The following is a 17,412-nucleotide window of genomic DNA, read 5'->3' as shown; positions in this document are numbered from 1 at the left end:
CGCCCCGGCCGCACCTCTTGGAGTGACCTGCGCCACTCCGTACCGCGCGCCACGACGCGAACGGGCCGGCCCCAGGGACCGACCCGTTCTCCGGCCGACGCGTTCCGGACACCCCGCCTCAGGCGTGAACCGTTCGCTCACACCAGATGCCGGCCACCGTCCACCAGCAGCACCTCGCCCGTGGTGTACGCGGCGTGGGCCACCGCGTGCACCGCCTCGGCGACGTCCTCGGGCGTACCGACCCGGCGCTGCGGGGTGTTGGCGGTGATCCAGTCCCGCGAGCCCTCCCACACCTCCTGGGCCCCGTCGTACCAGGCGGTGTCGACCAGGCCGGGCGCTACCGCGTTGACCCTGACGTCCGGGCCGAGGGTGGCGGCGAGCAGCCGCGTCATGTGGTCGACGGCGGCCTTGCTCACGGCGTAGGGGATCGAACTGCCCATCGCCCGGCTGCCGGAGACCGAGGAGATGTTGACGATCGATCCGGCCCCGGTCGCCTTCAGGTGCGGCACGGCCGCGGTGATCACCTGCCAGGTGCCGAAGACGTTGACGTCGAAGATGTCGCGCCAGACCGCGGGTCCGGCGGCCGGCAGGTCGCCGAGCGGGATGAACCGGGTGCGGCCGGCGTTGTTGACCAGAATGTCGAGCCGGCCGAACGCCTCGACCGCGGTCTCGACGATACGCCGGGCGTCGGCCGGGTCGGAGATATCGCCCTGGACGTAGACCGCGTCCGGCAGCGCGGCGGCGAGTTCTTCACCGGCACGGACCGACGAGGCCGAATTCACCACCACGCGCAGTCCGGCGTCCGCCATACGGCGCGCGACGGCGGCGCCGATTCCCGAGGACGAACCGGTGATGAGGGCAACGCGTTGTTCACTCACACAGACCTCCGCATAACTGCCTTCAGAAAGGGGCCATTTCATCTCCCGGGCCGGCCGCCCGCGGTGCGGGCAAAAGAGCCTTGACGGCCCGTGGGGCAATCCCTAGGGTATCAGTGCATGGAATTCATATTCCACATTATGGAATATGAAGGTGGGAGTGGGGGTCTCTCGCCTGCCCCGTCGCCGCCCGCCCGTCCGCCGGGGCCGCCACGGAGAGGGACCGCCCGCCGATCGAGGGGGTAGTCATCAACGCGGCACTGTTCGTCCCGTTCGCGCTCGTCGTGTGCGGGGCGGTGCTGGTCGGGGTCGCCGGCCGGCCGTCCCGAGAACTTCCGCACCCCAGAGGCTGGGCACTGGGCGGCGGACGACTGGGCACGCTGCCCACCGGCTTCCTCATGGGCGGCACGGTCATCACCGCCTACACCTATGTGGCCGTCCCGGGGCTGATGTTCGGCGCGGGCGGGCTGGCGCTCTACGCACTCACCTACCTCCTCCTGCTCACCCCGCTGATCACGCTGGTACTGCCCCGGCTCCACCGCGTCGCGGCCCGGCACGGCATGGTGACCGCGGCCGACTACGTACGCGCCCGGCACGGATCGCACGCGCTGGCGCTGGCCGTGGCCCTCACCGGAATCCTCGCGACCATGCCGTACCTGGCCCTCCAGGTCATCGGTATGGCCACCCTGCTGGACGCGATGGGCCTCCCGGCCGGCACCGCCGCCGGCTGCCTCGGCCTGGCACTGCTCTTCGGGCTCTGCGCCGCGGCCACCCAGCCGGCCGGACTGCGCGCCACCGCCCGGATCGCCCCCGTCAAAGCGCTGCTGACCACCACCGCGCTCGCCGTCACCCTCGTCCTCGCCATCACCCGCCTCGGCGGCCCCGGCGCGGTCTTCGCCGCCGCCGGCCACCGGCTCTCCGGCGAAGGACTGGCCCTGGTCGTCCCGCCGCAGTCCGCGTTCGCCTACGCCACCCTCGCCCTCGGCACGGCGCTCGCCCAGCCGATGTACCCGCAGATCGTGACGGTCGCGCTGGCCGCCGGCGACCGCCGTCGGCTGCACGCCGCCACCGCCGCACTCCCCCTCTGGGCCGCCTCGCTCGCCCTGACCGCCCTGCTGGGCGTCGCCGCCCTGGCCGCGGGCGTACGGGCCCGGCCCGGCCACGCCGAACTCGCCGTCCCCCTCCTGATCCGCACCCTGACCCCCGACTGGCTGACCGGGCTCCTCTTCGGCGCCCTCGCGGTCGGCGCCCTGCTGCCCGCCTGCGTGATGTCCATGAGCATGGCCACACTGCTCGTCCGGAACATCTACACCGAGTACCTCAACCCCACCGCCACCCCCAAGCACGAGGTGCGGATCGCCCGCACCAGCTCCCTGTGCATCATGGCCGGCGCGGTGCTCTTCGCCCTCGTCCTGCACCCGCAGGACGCGGTCAACCTCCATCTCCTCGGCGGCGTCTGGATCCTGCAGACCCTGCCCGCCGTGGCGATCTCGCTCTTCACCCGCTGGTTCCACCACCGCGCCCTGATCGCCGGCTGGGCCGCCGGGATGGCGGCCGGCACCGCGCTCCTGTGCCTGCACGACTTCTCGTCCGTCGTGAACCTCTCCCTCGGCCCGCTGCACGCCTCCGTCTACGCGGCGCTGACGGCCCTCGCCCTCAACCTGGCCGTCTCCGCGGTGCTCACGCCCGTGCTGGACCGCCTCGGCATCCCCCGCAACAGCGACTCCACCCTCTCCGGCCCGCCCCTGGAACGACGCGGATCCAAATACACCGTCATCGTCGACTGACCAAGGACGCCACCACCATGACGTGCGACACCACCACGAAGACCCCTCCCGCACCGCAGCCCGGCCCCGCCCCGGTCGGCACCGCCCCGCCGGCCCGCCTCACCCCGCTCGCCCTCGACCTGAGCGACGCCGACCGGCAGGCCGCCATCGCCCATCTCTTCGACACCCACTACACCCAGCTGCTGCGGCTGGCGGTGCTCCTCGGCGCGGACGCCGACGCCGAGGACATCGTCTCCGAGGCGTTCTACCAACTGCACCGGCGCTGGCCCAAGTTGAAGACACCGGAGGCCGCGGCCGGCTATCTCCGCTCCATCGTCTGCAACCTCACGCGGATGCGGATCCGGCACCTGCGCGTCGCCCGCCGCCACGCCCACCGCGAGGTCGACGAACACGTCAGTTCGGCCGAGCACCAGGTACTCCTCCAAGACGACCACCACGCCCTCGTCGCGGCGCTGCGCTCGCTCTCCGCGCGCCAGCGCCAGGCACTCGTCCTCAAGTACTGGCTGGACCTGAGCGAATCGGAGATCAGCGCGACCATGGGCATCTCGCCCGGGGCCGTGAAGTCGCACACCGCACGCGGCATGACCAAGCTCAAGAGCGTGCTGCGGGGTGCCCTCCGGTGATCGACAAGGCACACCCCGCAAGCGAGAAGGCGGAGCCCGCGATGGACGAGGAAGAGGACTGGCTCCGCCGGGCCTTCGACGAGCTCGCCTGTTCCGTATCGGCCCCTCCCCAGGCGTACCGCAAGGGCCAGGCCCACTGGCGCCGCCGCGCCTACCACCGCAAGGCCCTCATCGCCACCATGGTGCTCGTGGTCGTCACCGTCGTCTGTCTCATCGGCCTCCTGGTCCTGGGCAAGGGCTCGGCCAGTACCCACGTCATCTACGACGACAACCGCACCGGGGCGGGCATCCCGTTCCCGCCCGCGTCCTCCTGAGCGGGCGCGCCCGGACGCCTCCCGCACAATGGCCCCATGGCAACCGTCCTCGCGTTCCACGCACACCCCGACGACGAAGTGCTGATGACCGGCGGCACGCTCGCCCGTGCCGCCGCCGAAGGCCACCGGGTGGTGATCGCGGTCGCCACCGACCACCTGGCCGCCGGCCCGCACACCGAGTCGCCCCGGCTGCGCGAACTCCGGGCGAGCGCCGAGGTCCTCGGCGCGCACCGGGTCGTCCACCTGGGATACGCGGACAGCGGCCACGGCCCGGTGCTCTACCCCGACCCGCCGGGCCGGACGCGCTTCGCACGGGCGGACACGGAGGAGGCCGCCGAACGCCTCGCCGCCCTGCTGCGCGAGGAGGACGCCGACCTGCTCCTGAGCTACGACGCACATGGCGGCTACGGCCACCGCGACCACGTCAAGGTGCACCAGGTGGCTCGGCGCGCCGTCGAACTGGCCGCTACGCCACGCCTGTTGGAGGCCACCATGCCGCGCGAGACCATCGCCCTCACGGTGCGCCTGATCCGCGTCCTGCGGATCCCGTTCCGCTACGACCCGGAAGCGCTGCGCACCGCCTACAGCCCGCGCTCCGCCATCACCCACACCCTCGACGTCCGGCGCTTCGCCCGGCAGAAGCGGGCGGCACTGGCCGCACACCGCTCCCAGGTCACCGGAAACGGTCGGCTGGCCCCGGTGATGAGGACGCTGATCCGCCTACCCGCCCCACTCTTCGGACTGCTGCTGGGCCGGGAATGGTTCACCGAGGTGGCCCTACGGCCGGCACACCGGCCACCCACCGCCGAACAGCGCGCACAATGACCGCAGGCAACGCCAGGTCCCGGTACGACAGTTGCGCCACCAGCCACCCCTCACCCCACCCGGCGCAGGAACTCCGTCACCGCGGCGGCGACGCCCGCCGGATCGTCGTCGTGAATCCAGTGCCCGGCGTCCGGGAAGGAGACCAGGTGCGTATCGGCCCGGCGGTCGACCATCTCCCGGGCCAGGTCGGCGGGCAGCATGGTGCTGCCGCCCCCGCGGAGCACCAGGGCGGGGCAGGTCGAGCCGAGCCAGTCGGCCCACCACTCCCCCGTGTTGCCCTCCTGGACGGCCATCATGTCGTCCCAGTCGAACAGGAAGCGCCACCGGCCCCGTTCCTCGTCCCGGACCGCGCTCTGGAGGAAGTAGCCGACGTCCGCCATGCCGGCCGCCTCCGCCACCTGCCGGGCGAGTTCCTCCTTCGTGGGGGCGGAGGCGGGCCAGCCCCGTACGTCCAGCACCGGATGGGCGATCTCCGGCCGGCGCATCAGCGGACCGGCGTCCTCGATGACCAGCGCGCGCACCACATCGGGGTGGTGCGTGGCGAGTTGAAAAGCCGTCACACCGCCCGACGAGTGCCCGAGGACCACCGCGGGCCCCAGGCCCAGCGCCCGCAGCAGATGCGCGGCGTCCTCGACGAAGTCCTCGCGCGCATAGCCGTCGGTGCGGTCGCTCAGACCGTGGCCGCGCTGGTCCGGGGCGATGACCCGGGCGTGCGCCACGAGCCCCCGCGCCAGCTCCGCGAAGATCGCTCCCCTGCCGAAGGTGCCGTGGAGCAGCAGTAGCGGTGTTCCGCTGCCGCCGAAGTCGACGTACGAGAGGGCGGGGTGGCCACGGTGCGAGGAGAGCTGACGCTGCTGCATGGTTATCAGCCTATTGCGGCCGTGCGCCGCCCGGTGTCCACTCCCGCCCCTTGCTTCCGGCCCGTCTCCCCCAGCGGCAACTCCCGCTTCCGCTACGGGCCGGACGCGCTACCCGGCGTCGGACGGCCGTGTCCCGCGGGGCACGGCGAAGTCGGTGAGCAGAGCCGTCCGCGGGCCGGCCGCCGACCAGGTGCCGCGCTGCGCGAGGACCGCGATCGCGCTGGTCGGGAACTTCTCCCGGGCACGGTCCAGGGCGTCGCCCAGAGCCTGGGCGGCACACCGCAGCACCACGTCCTGGACGGCCGGGTTGTGGCCGACCAGCAGCAACGTCCCTACGTCGTCGGGGGTTTCCCGGACGACGGTGATGACGTCGGCGGGCTCCGCGGCGTAGAGGCGGGGGTCGTGGCGGACCGGCGGCGGGGCCGGGAGCTGCGCGGCGGCGAGTTCCCACGTCTCGCGGGCGCGGGCGGCGGTGGAGCAGACCACCAGGTCGGGTACGCAGTCGGCGTCGCGCAGCCAGCGTCCCGCGGCCGGCGCGTCACGCCGGCCCCGCCCGGCCAGCGGGCGGTCGTGGTCGGCGACGTCCGGCGGCCAGGCGGACTTGGCGTGCCGGAGGACGACCAGTCGGCGCGGTCCTTGCATGGGGGTGGCCTCCCTGTCTCGGTGAGCGGCGACCGTCTCGGGCGAGTCTCGCATCCCGCGCCGCCGTCCCCGCGGCGGCGGACGCCGCGATTCGGATGCGCCGGCGTCCGCGTCCGCGCCTCCTCCGTACCGTTCCGCGGTCCACTCCCCGTGGCCAGGACCACCGGCCCCCCGCCCACCTGATGCGATCACGCTGATAGCGTCTCCGCCGATGTTGAGGGCATGTCACCGGCATGCCACCGAACGGGGAGGACACACCCACCATGATGGGCCACTCGCACGCGGTGAGCGGCGCCCTGCTCTTCGCGGGCACCGCACCTTTTCTGCCGCCGCTGCTGATGCACACTCACCTGACGCCGCAGGAGATCCTGATGGGCACGGTGCTGTGCGCCGGTGCCGCGCTGCTGCCCGACCTGGACCACCACGACGGCACCATCGCCAACTTCCTCGGCCCGGTCTCCAAGGTCCTGTGCCGCTTCGTCGCGTGGATCTCCGGCGGCCACCGGCACGCCACCCACTCGCTGTTCTTCATCGCCCTGATGACGGCCGGCACCTGGGCCGGGGTGACGTACCTGGGCCGGCCCTTCACGCTCGTCATGACCTTCTTCCTGCTGGCCCTCGCGGTGCGCGCCCTCAACCTCTGCCCGCCCGGCCACGGCTTCTCCGCCTGGAGCACGATCGTCGCCATGGCCGGCATCGGCACCGGCGTCATCGCCAAGTTCATCCCCTCGGCCCCAGGCTGGCTGCCGTACGCGATCGGGCTCGGCTGCCTGGCCCACCTGCTCGGGGACTCCATCACCAAGCAGGGCGCACCGTGGCTCTGGCCGCTGAAGACGCGCTACGAGATCGTCATCATCAAGCACAGCGGCAACAAGCTGGAGACCGAGATACTCACCCCGATCATGGGCGTCGCCACCGTCGTGCTGCTCTGGTTCACGGCGCTCTCGCCGCACTCCTTCAGCTAGGGCCGGTCCGGCAGTTCCGGGGGGCCGACGGGCCGGGGTCGCCGCCCGGACCGCGCCCCGCGGCACGTCCGGGCCCGCCCCGCCGCGGCCGTTGCGGCAGACTGCGGGGCATGGCGACCTCCCGCACCTCCGCACGTGTTCACCCGGTCCCGTACCACTCGCAGTGGGCGTCCCCGGAGCTCGTTCCCGCGATCCTCAGCGGGGCGATGTCGGCGGCGGAGGATCCGCGCTGGTCGGCGTACGGGGCCCGGAGCCCCGAGGAGTACGCGTGGTGGTCCTGGCGGCTGTGCGGTGTGGCGTGCCTGCGGATGGCGCTCGCGTACTGGCGGGACGCCGCACCGACCGCGATGGAGCTGGCGGCCGAGTGCCTTGAGGCCGGTGCCTATGTGCGGCACGACGAGGGCCTGCACGGTCTGGTCTACGCGCCGTTCGCCGCCTACGTCGAGCGCCGCTGGGGCCTGACCGCGCAGTCCCGGCCCGATCTCCCGCGGAGCGAGATCCCCGGACTCGTCGCCGCCGGCAGGCTGCCGCTGCTCTCGGTGCATCCGTCCATCCGGGACGCCGACCCCCGGCCGCCGCACCGAGGAGGTCACCTGGTGCTGGCCGTCGGCAGCACGGACGACCATCTCGTCGTCCACAACCCCTCCGGACTCCCGGCGCACTCGCAGGAGTTCGCCCGCGTGCCCTGGGAGACCTTCGACCGGGTCTACGCGGGCCGCGGCGTCGTCCTGGGGCCGCGGCCCTGACGCCCCTCGGCGGTTCCCGTACTCCCGCGCCCGGTCACACGCCGATCGCCCCGTCGATGCGTTCACGGAGCAGATCGGCGTGCCCGTTGTGCCGGGCGTACTCCTCGATCATGTGGATGAGCACCCACCGCAGCGACACCCGACCGCGCCAGCCGTCGTCGCCCGCGACGTCGAGTCCGGGCGCCGCGGCGACGAAGGCATCGGCGAACGCCACCTCGGCGCGCCAGGCTTCCCATGCCGCGGCGATGACGGTGGGGTCGGCCACGGCGCCGTCGAAGTCGCCGTCCGGGTGCGCCGTGGAGGAGAAGAGCCGCGGCGCCTCCTGGCCGGCCAGGACGTACCGGAACCAGCGGCGTTCGACGTCGGCGAGATGCCTGACCAGCCCGAGCAGCGAGAGCGTGGAGGGTGCGACGGAGCGGCGCGCCAGCTCCGCTTCCAGGCCGGAGCACTTCAGTTCCAGGGTCCTGCGCTGAGCGCGCAGGAAGCCGGCGAGCACGGCGCGTTCGTCGCCGGTGGTGGGCGCGTCGAGCCGGTCGTCCCGCTCCTCGTCGACGAACAGTTCGGCTCTTCTGCGCGGACCGCTGGTGCTCATCGTCAACTCCGTTACGGGTTCCGGCGGGTGAGTCGGCGGAGGGGTCCGGCGGCGCGCCACCGGACCCACCCTACTTCCCCGGGTCTTGAGGATCATCCCGCCGCGGGCCGTCAGGCGCAGCGGTCGGCACCTGCTCCGCCGGGAACAGGATCGGGCTGAGCAGATACCGCCTGCGGTCCGGCGACGGCTCGTTCGCCAGCTGCCCGAGGATCGCCGCGCGCATCTGGCCGATCAGCGTGGCCAGTTCCTCCTCGCTGAGCCAGACCGCGTGCTGCCGGTAGCCCACGGAGTCGGCGGTCGGGTCGGCCCCGTCCCGGTCGAGGTAGGCGTCGAACTCGGCGAGCAGCGCGGCCATCGCCACCGCGAAGATCCGGCGGTGGTCCTCCACGGGCACCGCGGCCGCGGTCTCCGCGTCGACCACCGCCCGCGCCCGCTGGAGCCGGTAGCGGCGTTCGACCGAGCCGCGCACCCGCTGTTCGCCGACCACTTCGAGGAGGCCGCCGTCGGCCAGCGTGCCGACGTGCCGGTAGACGGTGGCCTTGGACACGTCGGGCAGCAGGGCGCACAGCTCGGACGTGGTGAGCGTCCGCCCGCCGGACATGGCGTGCACGATGCGCAGCCGCACCGGGTGCAGAAGCAGTTCGACGCTGTCCATGGACGAATGTTCTCACGTCGGATACGTTTCTCAAAGTTGAGAACATTCGAACGAGGGAGCCCCCATGCCACTCCAGCCGACCGACGGCCGCCCCGGAACCGCCGTCACCCCGACCACCGAGCCGCCCCTGGGCCACCTGTACGAGGTCGCGCCCGGCCGCCGGCTGATGCTGCACCGCTCCGGCACCGGCGGACCCACCGTGGTCTTCCTCCCCGGTGCCGGTCTCATCGGCCTGGACTTCCTCAACACCCACGACCGGGTGGCCGAGTTGACCACGAGCGTGCTCTACGACCGGGCCGGCACCGGCTGGAGCTCACCGGTCGGCCTTCCCCGCACCGCCGCCGACGTCGTCGGCGAGCTGCACGGTCTCCTGCGTACCGCCGCGGTCCCCGGCCCGTACGTCCTGGTCGGCCACTCCCTCGGCGGGGCCTATGCGCGCCACTTCGCCCAGCGCTTCCCCGACGAGGTCGCCGGCCTGCTCCTCCTCGACCCCTTCCACGAGGACATCCGCGACCGCGCACCCCGCGAAGTCCGGGAGAAGCTCGCCCTGATGACCGGCCAGGAGGAGCCGCCGGAGCCCACCCGGGAGCAGCTCGACACCGCCCGCACCCAGATCGCGCCGCTCTTCGCCGCATGGCCGGACACCGTGCGCGAACCGCTCGTCGACTACCACCTCACGGCCTGGCGGACCGCGTTGCGCGAGGGCAGGAACGTCTACGACGAGGTCGCCGACGAGCTCCGGCACGCCCCTGCCCTCCCCGACGTCCCGCTGATCGTGCTCAGCGCGACCGGCTACGACGCCACCCAGTCCCAGCTCTGGTCCGAGGAAACCCTCCGCGAGATCAACAGGGGCAAGTGCGCCCTGCACGCCCAACTGGCCGCGTCCGTACCGCGCGGCGCACACCGCGTCCTCGACGACGCCGGCCACGGCTTCCCGCACGAGGAGCGCCCGGACGCGGTACTCCAGGCCATCACCGACCTGCTCGCCCGGCCCGGCGACTGACCGCCGCCGCCAACCCGGGCCCCTGGTGGCGCGCACCCCTCGCGCGCCCATCGCGGGGGACCGCGCGCCGACACCCCGGCGCGGCGCTGCCGTTCTCCCCCGCGTCCTTCCTGAAGTATGGGTGCAAACCTCCCGTAACCGCGCATAGCTCACTGCGCCCGTCGCACCCATCCCCGGCAGAACAAGGGCACGCACCATGGAGATGCACCAGCCGGCCGCCCCGGCCGCGCCCAGGAATCCCGGCCTCAAGCGGGACATCGGGCTGATCGGACTGATCTGGGCCTCGGAAGGGTCCATCATCGGATCCGGGTGGCTGTTCGGCGCCCTGTTCGCCGCGCAGGCGGCCGGCACCGCGGCGCTGGTCTCCTGGGGCATCGGCGCCGTCGCCATCATCATCCTGGCGTTCGTGCACGCCGAGCTGGGGGCGATGTACCCGGTCGCGGGCGGCACCGCGCGCTTTCCGCACTACGCGTTCGGCAGCGCGGCCGGGGCGTCCTTCGGCTGGTTCTCGTGGTTGCAGGCGGTCGCCGTGGCGCCCATCGAGGTCATGGCGTCGCTGAACTACCTGAGCGTGCACGTCCCCTGGGTCCAGACCGAGAAGAACCATCTCACCGGCGCCGGTTACGGTCTCGCCGTCGCCTTCATGGCGTTCTTCGTCGTCGTCAACTTCTTCGGCGTCAAGTGGCTGGCGCACACCAACAGCGTGGCGACGTGGTGGAAGGTGGCGGTCCCGGTCTTCACCATCGTGGTGATGGCCGCCGCCACCTTCCGGGCCGGCAACTTCGGTTACCGGGGCTTCTCCCCGTTCGGTGCCAAGGGCGTGCTCTCCGCGATCAGCACCAGCGGCGTCATCTTCGCCCTCCTCGGCTTCGAGCAGGCCGACCAACTGGCGGGCGAGAGCCGGAATCCGGCCCACGACATCCCCCGCGCGGTCATCGGCTCGATCCTGATCGGCGTCCTCATCTACATGGGCCTCCAGGTGGTGTTCATCGGCGCCCTCCCGCACAGCGCGTTCGCCCACGGCGGCTGGGCCGACCTCTCGTTCAGCGGCAAGGCGGGCCCGTTCGCCGGACTCGCCGGCTCCATCGGCCTCGGCTGGCTGGCCACCCTCCTGTACGTGGACGCGGTCATCTCCCCCACCGGCACCGGCCTGATCTACACGACCGCCACCTCCCGCATCTCGTACGGCCTCTCCCGCAACGGCTATGTGCCGGAGGTCTTCGAGCGCACCAGCAAGGGCGGTGTCCCGTGGTTCGGCCTGCTCTTCGCGTTCGCCATCGGGCTGATCGTCTTCCTGCCGTTCCCCACCTGGCAGAAGCTGGTCGGCTTCGTCACCTCCGCCAGCGTGCTGATGTACGCGGGCGCCCCGCTCGCCTTCGGCTGCCTGCGCAAGCAGGACCCGGACCGGCCGCGTCCGTACCGCCTGCCCGGCGGACTGTTCTGGGCCCCGGTGGCCTTCGTCGTCGCGAACCTGATCATCTACTGGACCGGCTGGGACACCCTGTGGCGCCTCGGCGTGGCGATCGTGCTCGGCTACCTGCTCCTCGGCGGCTCGGCGCTGCTCAGGCTCAACCCCAGGGCCCCGCAGCCGAACTGGCGGAACGCGCAGTGGCTGCCGGTGTACCTGGTGGGCATGGGCGTCATCTCCTGGCAGGGCGGCTTCTGCAGTACGGGCCCGGCATCCAAGGTCTCCTGCGGCGCGACGGACGCCCTCCCCTTGTGGTGGGACATCGCCCTCATCGCGGTGTTCAGCCTGGCCATCTACTTCTGGGCGCACTCCGTGCGACTGCCGGCCCCCCAGACGCAGGAGTACATCGGGTCCGTGGAGGTGGTGACCGGACGATGAGTGCGAAACCGCCCTCGGGATCATAGAATCACCCGAACGGGGAAGATCCTCGAAGGGGGACCGGATGGACCGCAGCATACGCACCGTGGACGACGTACTCAGGCTCCTGGACGGTCTGTTCACTCCGGACGCCGACCGCTGGTCGGAGACCGGGGCCTCCTGGTGGGACGGGTTCTACGCGGACCGCACCAAAGACGTGCCGTTCTTCGTCGCGAAGCCCGACGAGAACCTGGTCTCGTACCTCGACCGCGGTCTGATCACCACCGGCCGCGCCCTCGACCTGGGCTGCGGCCCGGGCCGCAACGCCCTCCACCTCGACGCACGGGGCTTCACCGTGGACGCCGTCGACCTCTCCCCCACGGCCGTGGCCTGGGCCGCCGACCGGGCCCGCGAGGCACAGGCCGGGGTCCGGTTCCACTGCGGCGACGCCTTCGACCTCGTCGGCACCGAACTCCGCGGCCCCTACGACCTGATCTACGATTCCGGCTGCTTCCACCACCTGCCGCCGCACCGCCGCCTCAGCTACCTGGACCTCCTCGACCGCGCCCTGGCTCCCGGCGGCCATCTCGCCCTCGTCTGCTTCGCGGCCGGTGACCAGGGCATGGGATCCGAACTCCCCGACGCCGACTTCTACCGCCAGTCCCGCCTCCACGGCGGCCTGGCCTACACCCCCGAGTCGCTGCGCCACATCTTCGCCGGCCTCACCGAGCTCGAACTCCGCCGCATGCACGACGAATCCCCCGAGTCCGGCCGCTACGGCGAACCGTTCCTCTGGACGGCCCTGTTCCGGCGCGACGCGACCGGTCGGTGAAGCCCTTCCGCGGTGCGCAGCGCGCCTCCCTCAACCGCCCGTCCCCTGGCCTCCGTTGACGCCGGCCCACCGACCGGACGAACGGGAACGGGGCCGCCGCACGCGCCGCGTATCCGGCCGTCCCCGAAGCCCGGCGCCACCACGCGCTCGGCGGCAGGGGCCACAGGGACGGGCCGCGCCGGGCGCCGGCGGCCGGTTCCGGCGGCGAGCGGGAGAGCCGGCGCGACAAGCCGCTCACCCGGAAGGATGACGGCGCGGCCATCGCCTCCTTCGAGGAGGGGGCCCGGAACTTCGCCGCACGAGCCGGGACCGGGGCCCGGGCGATCGCCCGGCACCCCCCGGTGGCGCAGCCCACGGACCAGCCGTCACCGGGCGGATCGCAGTCGTCGGCCGAATACGCCGCGGTTCTACCGCAACGCATCCCGACACGCAGATAGCTTTAGAGGTTGCTCACCATTGAAGGTACTGTCTGCGTGTCATGGCTCGGTACAGGCGGGAGGCCGAGGTGAGCGCAGTCAGCTACCCCGTGCGCGGGACCACTCGTGCGAAGTCGGCCTGGGGCAGAGTCCTCGGGCGGGGCTCGATCATCCGGCGGCTGGACTGGATGCTGTTCGGATCGGCCTTCGCCCTCTCGACCATCGGCGCGGTGCTCGTGTACTCCGCGACCCGCGGCCGTATGGAGCTGAACCAGGGCGACCCGTACTTCTTCGTGCTGCGGCACATCATCAACACCGGGATCGGCCTCGCCCTCGGGGCCCTCACCCTCTGGTACGGCCACCGGCGGCTGCGGGACACCGCGGCCATCCTCTACGTCCTCACGGTGGTGCTGGTCGCGCTGGTACTGACGCCGGTCGGCGCGACGATCAACGGCTCCCGGCGGTGGATCGTGATCGGCGGCGGGCTGTCCATCCAGCCCGCGGAGTTCGTCAAGGTCTCGATCATCATCGCGATGGCGGTGGTCCTCACCGCCAGAGTGGACGCGGGCGACCTGGCCGGCCCGGACCAGCGCGGCATCATCCGGGCACTGGCCCTGGGCGGCTTCCCCGCGCTGCTGATCCTGCTCACCCCGGACCTCGGGCAGGTGCTCGGGATCGTGGCGATCGTGCTGTGCATGCTGATCGCGGCGGGCGCACCGAAGCGGTGGGTCCTGGGGCTGGTGGGGACCGGAGTGGTGGGCGCTCTGGCGGTCTGGCAGTTCCATCTGCTGGACCAGTACCAGATCAACCGGTTCGCGGCGTTCGCCGATCCCGCGCTCGACCCCTCCGGCGTCGGCTACAACACCAGCCAGGCGCGGATCGCGATCGGCGCCGGCGGGCTGACCGGGTCGGGCCTCTTCCAGGGGGCCCAGACCAACGGCCAGTTCGTCCCCGAGCAGCAGACCGACTTCGTCTTCTCGGTCGCCGGCGAGGAACTGGGCTTCCTCGGTGCGGGCCTGATCATCGCCCTCATCGGCGTGGTGCTCTGGCGCGCCTGCCGTATCGCCCGCAGCTGCCCCGACCTGTACGGGACGGTGGTCGCGGCCGGGATCGTCGGCTGGCTGGCGTTCCAGGCGTTCGAGAACATCGGCATGAACCTCGGCATCATGCCGGTGACCGGACTGCCACTACCGTTCGTGAGCTACGGCGGGTCGTCGATGTTCGCGGGGTGGGTCGCCATCGGCCTGCTGCAATCGATAAAGGTCCAGCGGGTGATGTCGGCCTGAGCCGGGCCGCGGACCGGCTCACCCCGTGCGGTACGCCGCCGGCTCCCGGGGAGGAATTCCCGGGAGCCGGCGGCGTGTGCGGCGAGGGGCCCGTTCGGGCCCCGGTCTAGCCGAGCCGCCGGGCGGCGAACACCGACCGCAGCTGCTTCCCGTTGACGAGCACGGCGACCCCGATCAGCGCGAGCCCGCAGACGCCCTGCTCGACCTTCAGCCATATCGGGAAGGTGCCCGGCAGCGCGATGACGGCCGCAATGGCCGCGATCATGACGGCGGAGACGATCCGCAGCCTGCGGTACGCCCCGCGTGAGCCGCGGGCCGTCCGGACGGCGAACGCGAACGTCAGCAGCGCGCTGGCGGCGACGACGGCGCCACGCACCCACACCGCTTCGTTCACCACCGCGGCGTCGTTGCGCAGCGCGACGATGGCGACGAGGGTGAGCACACTGATGCCGAGGTAGCCGCCAGCGAGCCACTTCGTCCCGCGGAACGCAGCCTGGCTGCGCGGATGCTGGAGGTCTTCCTCGGACAGCGCGGCAGGGCGCGGGCTCCGGGCGTTCATGCTGGTCGTCTCCTTGGCGATGCGGACCGCGGCGGCGGTCGAAGCGGTGGCACCGCCCTGTCCGGACGGCTGCTCCCAGCATCCGGCCCGATCGCCGCCCCTACGTCGCCCCCGCGGACGAGACCCGGAGTGATCCTGCGTCAGGGACCGGTCGGGGCCGCCCCGTAGGCGAGGTAGGGGGGATCCCGTAAGGGCCGGAGTTCGACCTCGATGACCAGCGCGGACGCGGGGCGGGGGACCGCAGGGCGTGGGGTTCCAACGAGGTCAGGTTGCGGTTGAGGCTGCCGGAGCGCGACCGCACCAGGACGCCCACGACGACACGGTGGCCGAGCTGAAGCGGGCCGGATATCCCGTCGACCGCCTCTGCCTCAGGCCGGACGGCAGTGCGGCGGGAAAGGCGGAGGTGAAGCGCAACTGCCGGATCGGGGACGAGAAAAGGGGTTCACGCTGACCGCCGGCATCGGCAACCGCGATACCGATCTCCAGGGCGGTCATTTCGAGAAGGGCTTCCAACTGCCGGACGACGACGGCTGGTTGAGCTGACCCGGGGTCCTACCGCCCCAACCCATGGCCCCAGCCGTGTTCCAGCAGGTCGAAGATCTCACGGAAGGCGCGCTCAGGGTCCTCGTGAGTGCCCGGCAGATTCCGGCTCTCCAAGGTGAAGCGGGCCAGCGCGGCGGACTTGAGGTCCCCCTCGGGCGCCCCGGTCGCCTCGGCGATGGCGGCGGCCAGGGCGGTCTCGTACCGGAGCCACATGCGGTGCTGGTACTCCTGGAGAACGGGGGTCGATTCCACCATCCGCCGGAAGGCGCGGAATTCCGGATCGTCGCCGCGGAACGCGGCCCGCATACCCACCAGGTGATCGCGCAGAGCGTGGAGGACGGACTGGCCGGGAGCCCGGTCACGGACCGCCGCGACGAGGGCGGCCTCGTGGTCCTGGTCCTCGTCGAAGACCAGGGCCTCCTTGCCGGGGAAGTGCTTGAACAGCGTGGTCACCGACACGTCGGCCGCCTCCGCGACCTCCCTGACGCCGACGTCGTCGTAGCCGCGCTCCAGGAAGAGCCGTAGCGCGGCGTCCGCCAGCGCCTTGCGCGTCTGGGCCTTCTTGCGTTCGCGACGCCCCATCGCTTCTGTCATGCCGTCCACCCTACCGCAACGGTTGACCGGATACGAAAGTTGAGTTGTTGCACTTATTTAGCTGCTGTGCTTTTCTGGGTGAGGCAGGACGGTCCGCCGGCACACCGCCGCACCGTCCCTTCCACCCTCCCGACCGTGCCCTCCACAAAGGAGCGATCCGCCATGTCCGCACAGCACGTGACGCACACCCCCGCAGACCGCCGCAGCCCCCGTATCGCGATCGTCGGCGGCGGTCTCGGCGGCCTCGTCTGTGCTCGCGTCCTGCAACGTCACGGCCGCACCGTGACCGTCTACGAGCGCGAGCCCTCACCCGAGGCCCGGTCGCAGGGCGGCACCCTCGACATCCATGCCGACACCGGCCAGCAAGCGCTGCGGGCCGCCGGCCTGTTCGACGCATTCAGTGCCCTGGCCCGACCGGAGGGCCAGGAGATCCGCATGCTCGACCACACCGCCACCGTGGTGCGCCGCCTCCTGCCCGAGAACGAGGCCGACCGGCCGGAGATCGACCGCGGCCAGCTCCGCGACCTCCTCCTGAACTCCCTCACCCCGGGCACCGTCCGATGGGGCGCCGGCGTCGACGCGGTCGCTCCGCTCGACGACGGCACCTGCCGCGTCCACTTCACCGGAGGCGCCACCGACGACTTCGACCTGGTCATAGGCGCCGACGGTGCCTGGTCACGGGTCCGTTCGGCACTCTCCGCCGCCCGCCCCCGCTACACGGGCGTCACCTTCGTCGAGTCCTCCTTCGACGACTGCGACACCCGCCACCCCGGGATCGCCCGGCTCGTCGGGCACGGCAGCATGACGGCGAAGGGCAGCCGCAAGGCCCTGACCGCCCAGCGCAACAGCAACGGCCACATCCGCGTCTACAGCGCCTTCCGCGCGCCGCAGGACTGGCACACCGCCCTCGACCTCACCGACGACGCGGCGGTACGCGCCCATCTGCTCGGCCGCTACGACGGCTGGGACGAGAGCCTGCTGGCCCTCCTCCGCGACAACGACGGCGGTTTCGTCCACCGCCCCCTGCACGCCCTGCCCGTACCGCACACCTGGGACCACCTCCCCGGCGTCACCCTGCTCGGCGACGCCGCCCACCTGATGCCCCCGCTCGGCGTCGGCGCCAACCTCGCCCTGCTCGACGGCGCCGAACTCGCCCGGGCCCTCGTCACCGAACCGACCCTCGACAGCGCCGTCCGCGCCTACGAGGACGTCATGCTCCCCCGCTCCGCCGAGCACGCCACAGCCTGCGGCGAGGGCCTGAACCGCATGATCACCGTGGACGACGCGCAAGAGGTGCTCTTCCCCGACCTGGAGGGGATGCGCTCCAGCTGAGGGCGGGAACGCGCTCGACGCCCTCGCGGGACGGCGGGCAGCCGGCACACCACCGAACGCGCCCGCGCGGCACCCCCGTTGGCACGCTTCACATCCCACAGGAGGCTGCCGCCGCCGCGGCGGGGAGGGGCCGCTGAT

At 72.2% G+C, this 17,412-nt stretch carries 18 protein-coding genes and 1 pseudogene; 12 read left to right on the top strand and 7 right to left on the bottom strand.

The features are described 5' to 3' along the window. Positions 1–137 precede the first annotated feature (137 nt). Positions 138–878 (bottom strand): SDR family NAD(P)-dependent oxidoreductase, encoded by a 741-nt coding sequence (locus GR130_RS15120; protein ID WP_236573027.1) that lies wholly within the window; start codon positions 876–878, stop codon positions 138–140. 281 nt (positions 879–1,159) lie between these two features. Between GR130_RS15120 and GR130_RS15115 the strand changes: the two genes are divergently transcribed. From GR130_RS15115 to GR130_RS15100, 4 genes are read left to right on the top strand one after another with little or no spacing between them, the layout of a single operon-like run. After that, entirely contained in the window at positions 1,160–2,662 is a 1,503-nt protein-coding gene (locus GR130_RS15115) for a sodium:solute symporter family protein (protein WP_236573026.1), read from the top strand. 17 nt (positions 2,663–2,679) lie between these two features. Beyond that, positions 2,680–3,285, top strand: coding sequence for an RNA polymerase sigma factor (locus GR130_RS15110; RefSeq protein WP_159505216.1), 606 nt, complete (start codon positions 2,680–2,682; stop codon positions 3,283–3,285). After that, on the top strand, positions 3,282–3,599 hold the full coding sequence (locus GR130_RS15105) for a hypothetical protein (protein WP_159505215.1): 318 nt from the start codon (positions 3,282–3,284) through the stop codon (positions 3,597–3,599). Before GR130_RS15110 ends, GR130_RS15105 begins: the two co-directional genes overlap by 4 nt. Positions 3,600–3,635: 36 nt before the next feature. Continuing rightward, positions 3,636–4,424 (top strand): PIG-L deacetylase family protein, encoded by a 789-nt coding sequence (locus GR130_RS15100; protein WP_159505214.1) that lies wholly within the window; start codon positions 3,636–3,638, stop codon positions 4,422–4,424. A 50-nt stretch (positions 4,425–4,474) separates the two neighbouring features. Here GR130_RS15100 and GR130_RS15095 read toward each other — a convergent pair whose 3' ends face one another. Both GR130_RS15095 and GR130_RS15090 read right to left on the bottom strand, forming a co-directional pair. After that, positions 4,475–5,284 carry an alpha/beta hydrolase gene (locus tag GR130_RS15095; RefSeq protein WP_159505213.1) on the bottom strand — a complete coding sequence of 270 codons (810 nt, stop codon included), beginning with the start codon at positions 5,282–5,284 and terminating at the stop codon, positions 4,475–4,477. A 108-nt stretch (positions 5,285–5,392) separates the two neighbouring features. Further along, positions 5,393–5,926, bottom strand: coding sequence for a SixA phosphatase family protein (locus GR130_RS15090; RefSeq protein WP_159505212.1), 534 nt, complete (start codon positions 5,924–5,926; stop codon positions 5,393–5,395). A 233-nt stretch (positions 5,927–6,159) separates the two neighbouring features. On the opposite strand from GR130_RS15090, the gene GR130_RS15085 reads away from it, so the two are divergent. Together GR130_RS15085 and GR130_RS15080 are read left to right on the top strand one after the other, a co-directional pair. Beyond that, positions 6,160–6,891, top strand: coding sequence for a metal-dependent hydrolase (locus tag GR130_RS15085; protein ID WP_236573025.1), 732 nt, complete (start codon positions 6,160–6,162; stop codon positions 6,889–6,891). A 110-nt stretch (positions 6,892–7,001) separates the two neighbouring features. Then, positions 7,002–7,637, top strand: coding sequence for a C39 family peptidase (locus GR130_RS15080; protein ID WP_159505211.1), 636 nt, complete (start codon positions 7,002–7,004; stop codon positions 7,635–7,637). A 34-nt stretch (positions 7,638–7,671) separates the two neighbouring features. On the opposite strand, the gene GR130_RS15075 is transcribed toward GR130_RS15080, so the two are convergent. Beyond that, positions 7,672–8,229: a DinB family protein gene (locus GR130_RS15075; RefSeq protein ID WP_159505210.1), complete on the bottom strand. Its 558-nt coding sequence runs from the start codon at positions 8,227–8,229 to the stop codon at positions 7,672–7,674. Positions 8,230–8,299: 70 nt separating this feature from the next. Then, positions 8,300–8,884 carry a helix-turn-helix domain-containing protein gene (locus GR130_RS15070; protein ID WP_159505209.1) on the bottom strand — a complete coding sequence of 195 codons (585 nt, stop codon included), beginning with the start codon at positions 8,882–8,884 and terminating at the stop codon, positions 8,300–8,302. 64 nt (positions 8,885–8,948) lie between these two features. Between GR130_RS15070 and GR130_RS15065 the strand changes: the two genes are divergently transcribed. The 5 genes and pseudogenes from GR130_RS15065 (at position 8,949) to rodA (ending at position 14,246) form a co-directional block, all read left to right on the top strand. Then, the gene (locus GR130_RS15065) at positions 8,949–9,887 is read left to right on the top strand and encodes an alpha/beta fold hydrolase (protein ID WP_236573024.1); all 939 of its coding nucleotides are present in this window, start codon (positions 8,949–8,951) and stop codon (positions 9,885–9,887) included. A 196-nt stretch (positions 9,888–10,083) separates the two neighbouring features. Further along, positions 10,084–11,733, top strand: a complete 1,650-nt coding sequence (locus GR130_RS15060; protein WP_159505208.1) for an APC family permease — start codon at positions 10,084–10,086, stop codon at positions 11,731–11,733. A 64-nt stretch (positions 11,734–11,797) separates the two neighbouring features. Beyond that, positions 11,798–12,544, top strand: a complete 747-nt coding sequence (locus GR130_RS15055) for a class I SAM-dependent methyltransferase (RefSeq protein WP_159505207.1) — start codon at positions 11,798–11,800, stop codon at positions 12,542–12,544. A gap of 83 nt (positions 12,545–12,627) precedes the next feature. Beyond that, a pseudogene (locus GR130_RS41820) lies at positions 12,628–12,981 on the top strand (DUF7639 domain-containing protein); the annotation flags it as partial. Between the two features lie 68 nt (positions 12,982–13,049). Beyond that, positions 13,050–14,246 carry a rod shape-determining protein RodA gene (gene rodA / locus GR130_RS15050; RefSeq protein ID WP_443043602.1) on the top strand — a complete coding sequence of 399 codons (1,197 nt, stop codon included), beginning with the start codon at positions 13,050–13,052 and terminating at the stop codon, positions 14,244–14,246. Positions 14,247–14,352: 106 nt separating this feature from the next. On the opposite strand, the gene GR130_RS15045 is transcribed toward rodA, so the two are convergent. Continuing rightward, on the bottom strand, positions 14,353–14,805 hold the full coding sequence (locus GR130_RS15045; protein ID WP_159505205.1) for a hypothetical protein: 453 nt from the start codon (positions 14,803–14,805) through the stop codon (positions 14,353–14,355). Positions 14,806–15,357: 552 nt separating this feature from the next. Next, entirely contained in the window at positions 15,358–15,942 is a 585-nt protein-coding gene (locus GR130_RS15040) for a TetR/AcrR family transcriptional regulator (RefSeq protein WP_236573023.1), read from the bottom strand. A 162-nt stretch (positions 15,943–16,104) separates the two neighbouring features. On the opposite strand from GR130_RS15040, the gene GR130_RS15035 reads away from it, so the two are divergent. Then, complete coding sequence (locus tag GR130_RS15035; protein ID WP_159505204.1) at positions 16,105–17,274, top strand: FAD-dependent oxidoreductase; 1,170 nt, start codon at positions 16,105–16,107, stop codon at positions 17,272–17,274. The last annotated feature ends 138 nt before the right edge of the window (positions 17,275–17,412 follow it).

It is taken from the genome of Streptomyces sp. GS7, from assembly GCF_009834125.1.
Taxonomy (GTDB): domain Bacteria; phylum Actinomycetota; class Actinomycetes; order Streptomycetales; family Streptomycetaceae; genus Streptomyces.
Note: the sequence above shows the minus strand (reverse complement) of the source record. Positions and strands in the feature narration are given on the sequence as shown.

Coding starts and splice junctions, on each gene's coding strand:
- GR130_RS15110 (WP_159505216.1), top strand. CDS start 2,680: ATGACGTGCGACACCACCACGAAGACCCCTCCCGCACCGCAGCCCGGC.
- GR130_RS15100 (WP_159505214.1), top strand. CDS start 3,636: ATGGCAACCGTCCTCGCGTTCCACGCACACCCCGACGACGAAGTGCTG.
- GR130_RS15095 (WP_159505213.1), bottom strand. CDS start 5,284: ATGCAGCAGCGTCAGCTCTCCTCGCACCGTGGCCACCCCGCCCTCTCG.
- GR130_RS15090 (WP_159505212.1), bottom strand. CDS start 5,926: ATGCAAGGACCGCGCCGACTGGTCGTCCTCCGGCACGCCAAGTCCGCC.
- GR130_RS15085 (WP_236573025.1), top strand. CDS start 6,160: ATGCCACCGAACGGGGAGGACACACCCACCATGATGGGCCACTCGCAC.
- GR130_RS15080 (WP_159505211.1), top strand. CDS start 7,002: ATGGCGACCTCCCGCACCTCCGCACGTGTTCACCCGGTCCCGTACCAC.
- GR130_RS15075 (WP_159505210.1), bottom strand. CDS start 8,229: ATGAGCACCAGCGGTCCGCGCAGAAGAGCCGAACTGTTCGTCGACGAG.
- GR130_RS15070 (WP_159505209.1), bottom strand. CDS start 8,884: ATGGACAGCGTCGAACTGCTTCTGCACCCGGTGCGGCTGCGCATCGTG.
- GR130_RS15065 (WP_236573024.1), top strand. CDS start 8,949: ATGCCACTCCAGCCGACCGACGGCCGCCCCGGAACCGCCGTCACCCCG.
- GR130_RS15060 (WP_159505208.1), top strand. CDS start 10,084: ATGGAGATGCACCAGCCGGCCGCCCCGGCCGCGCCCAGGAATCCCGGC.
- GR130_RS15055 (WP_159505207.1), top strand. CDS start 11,798: ATGGACCGCAGCATACGCACCGTGGACGACGTACTCAGGCTCCTGGAC.
- GR130_RS15045 (WP_159505205.1), bottom strand. CDS start 14,805: ATGAACGCCCGGAGCCCGCGCCCTGCCGCGCTGTCCGAGGAAGACCTC.
- GR130_RS15040 (WP_236573023.1), bottom strand. CDS start 15,942: ATGACAGAAGCGATGGGGCGTCGCGAACGCAAGAAGGCCCAGACGCGC.
- GR130_RS15035 (WP_159505204.1), top strand. CDS start 16,105: ATGTCCGCACAGCACGTGACGCACACCCCCGCAGACCGCCGCAGCCCC.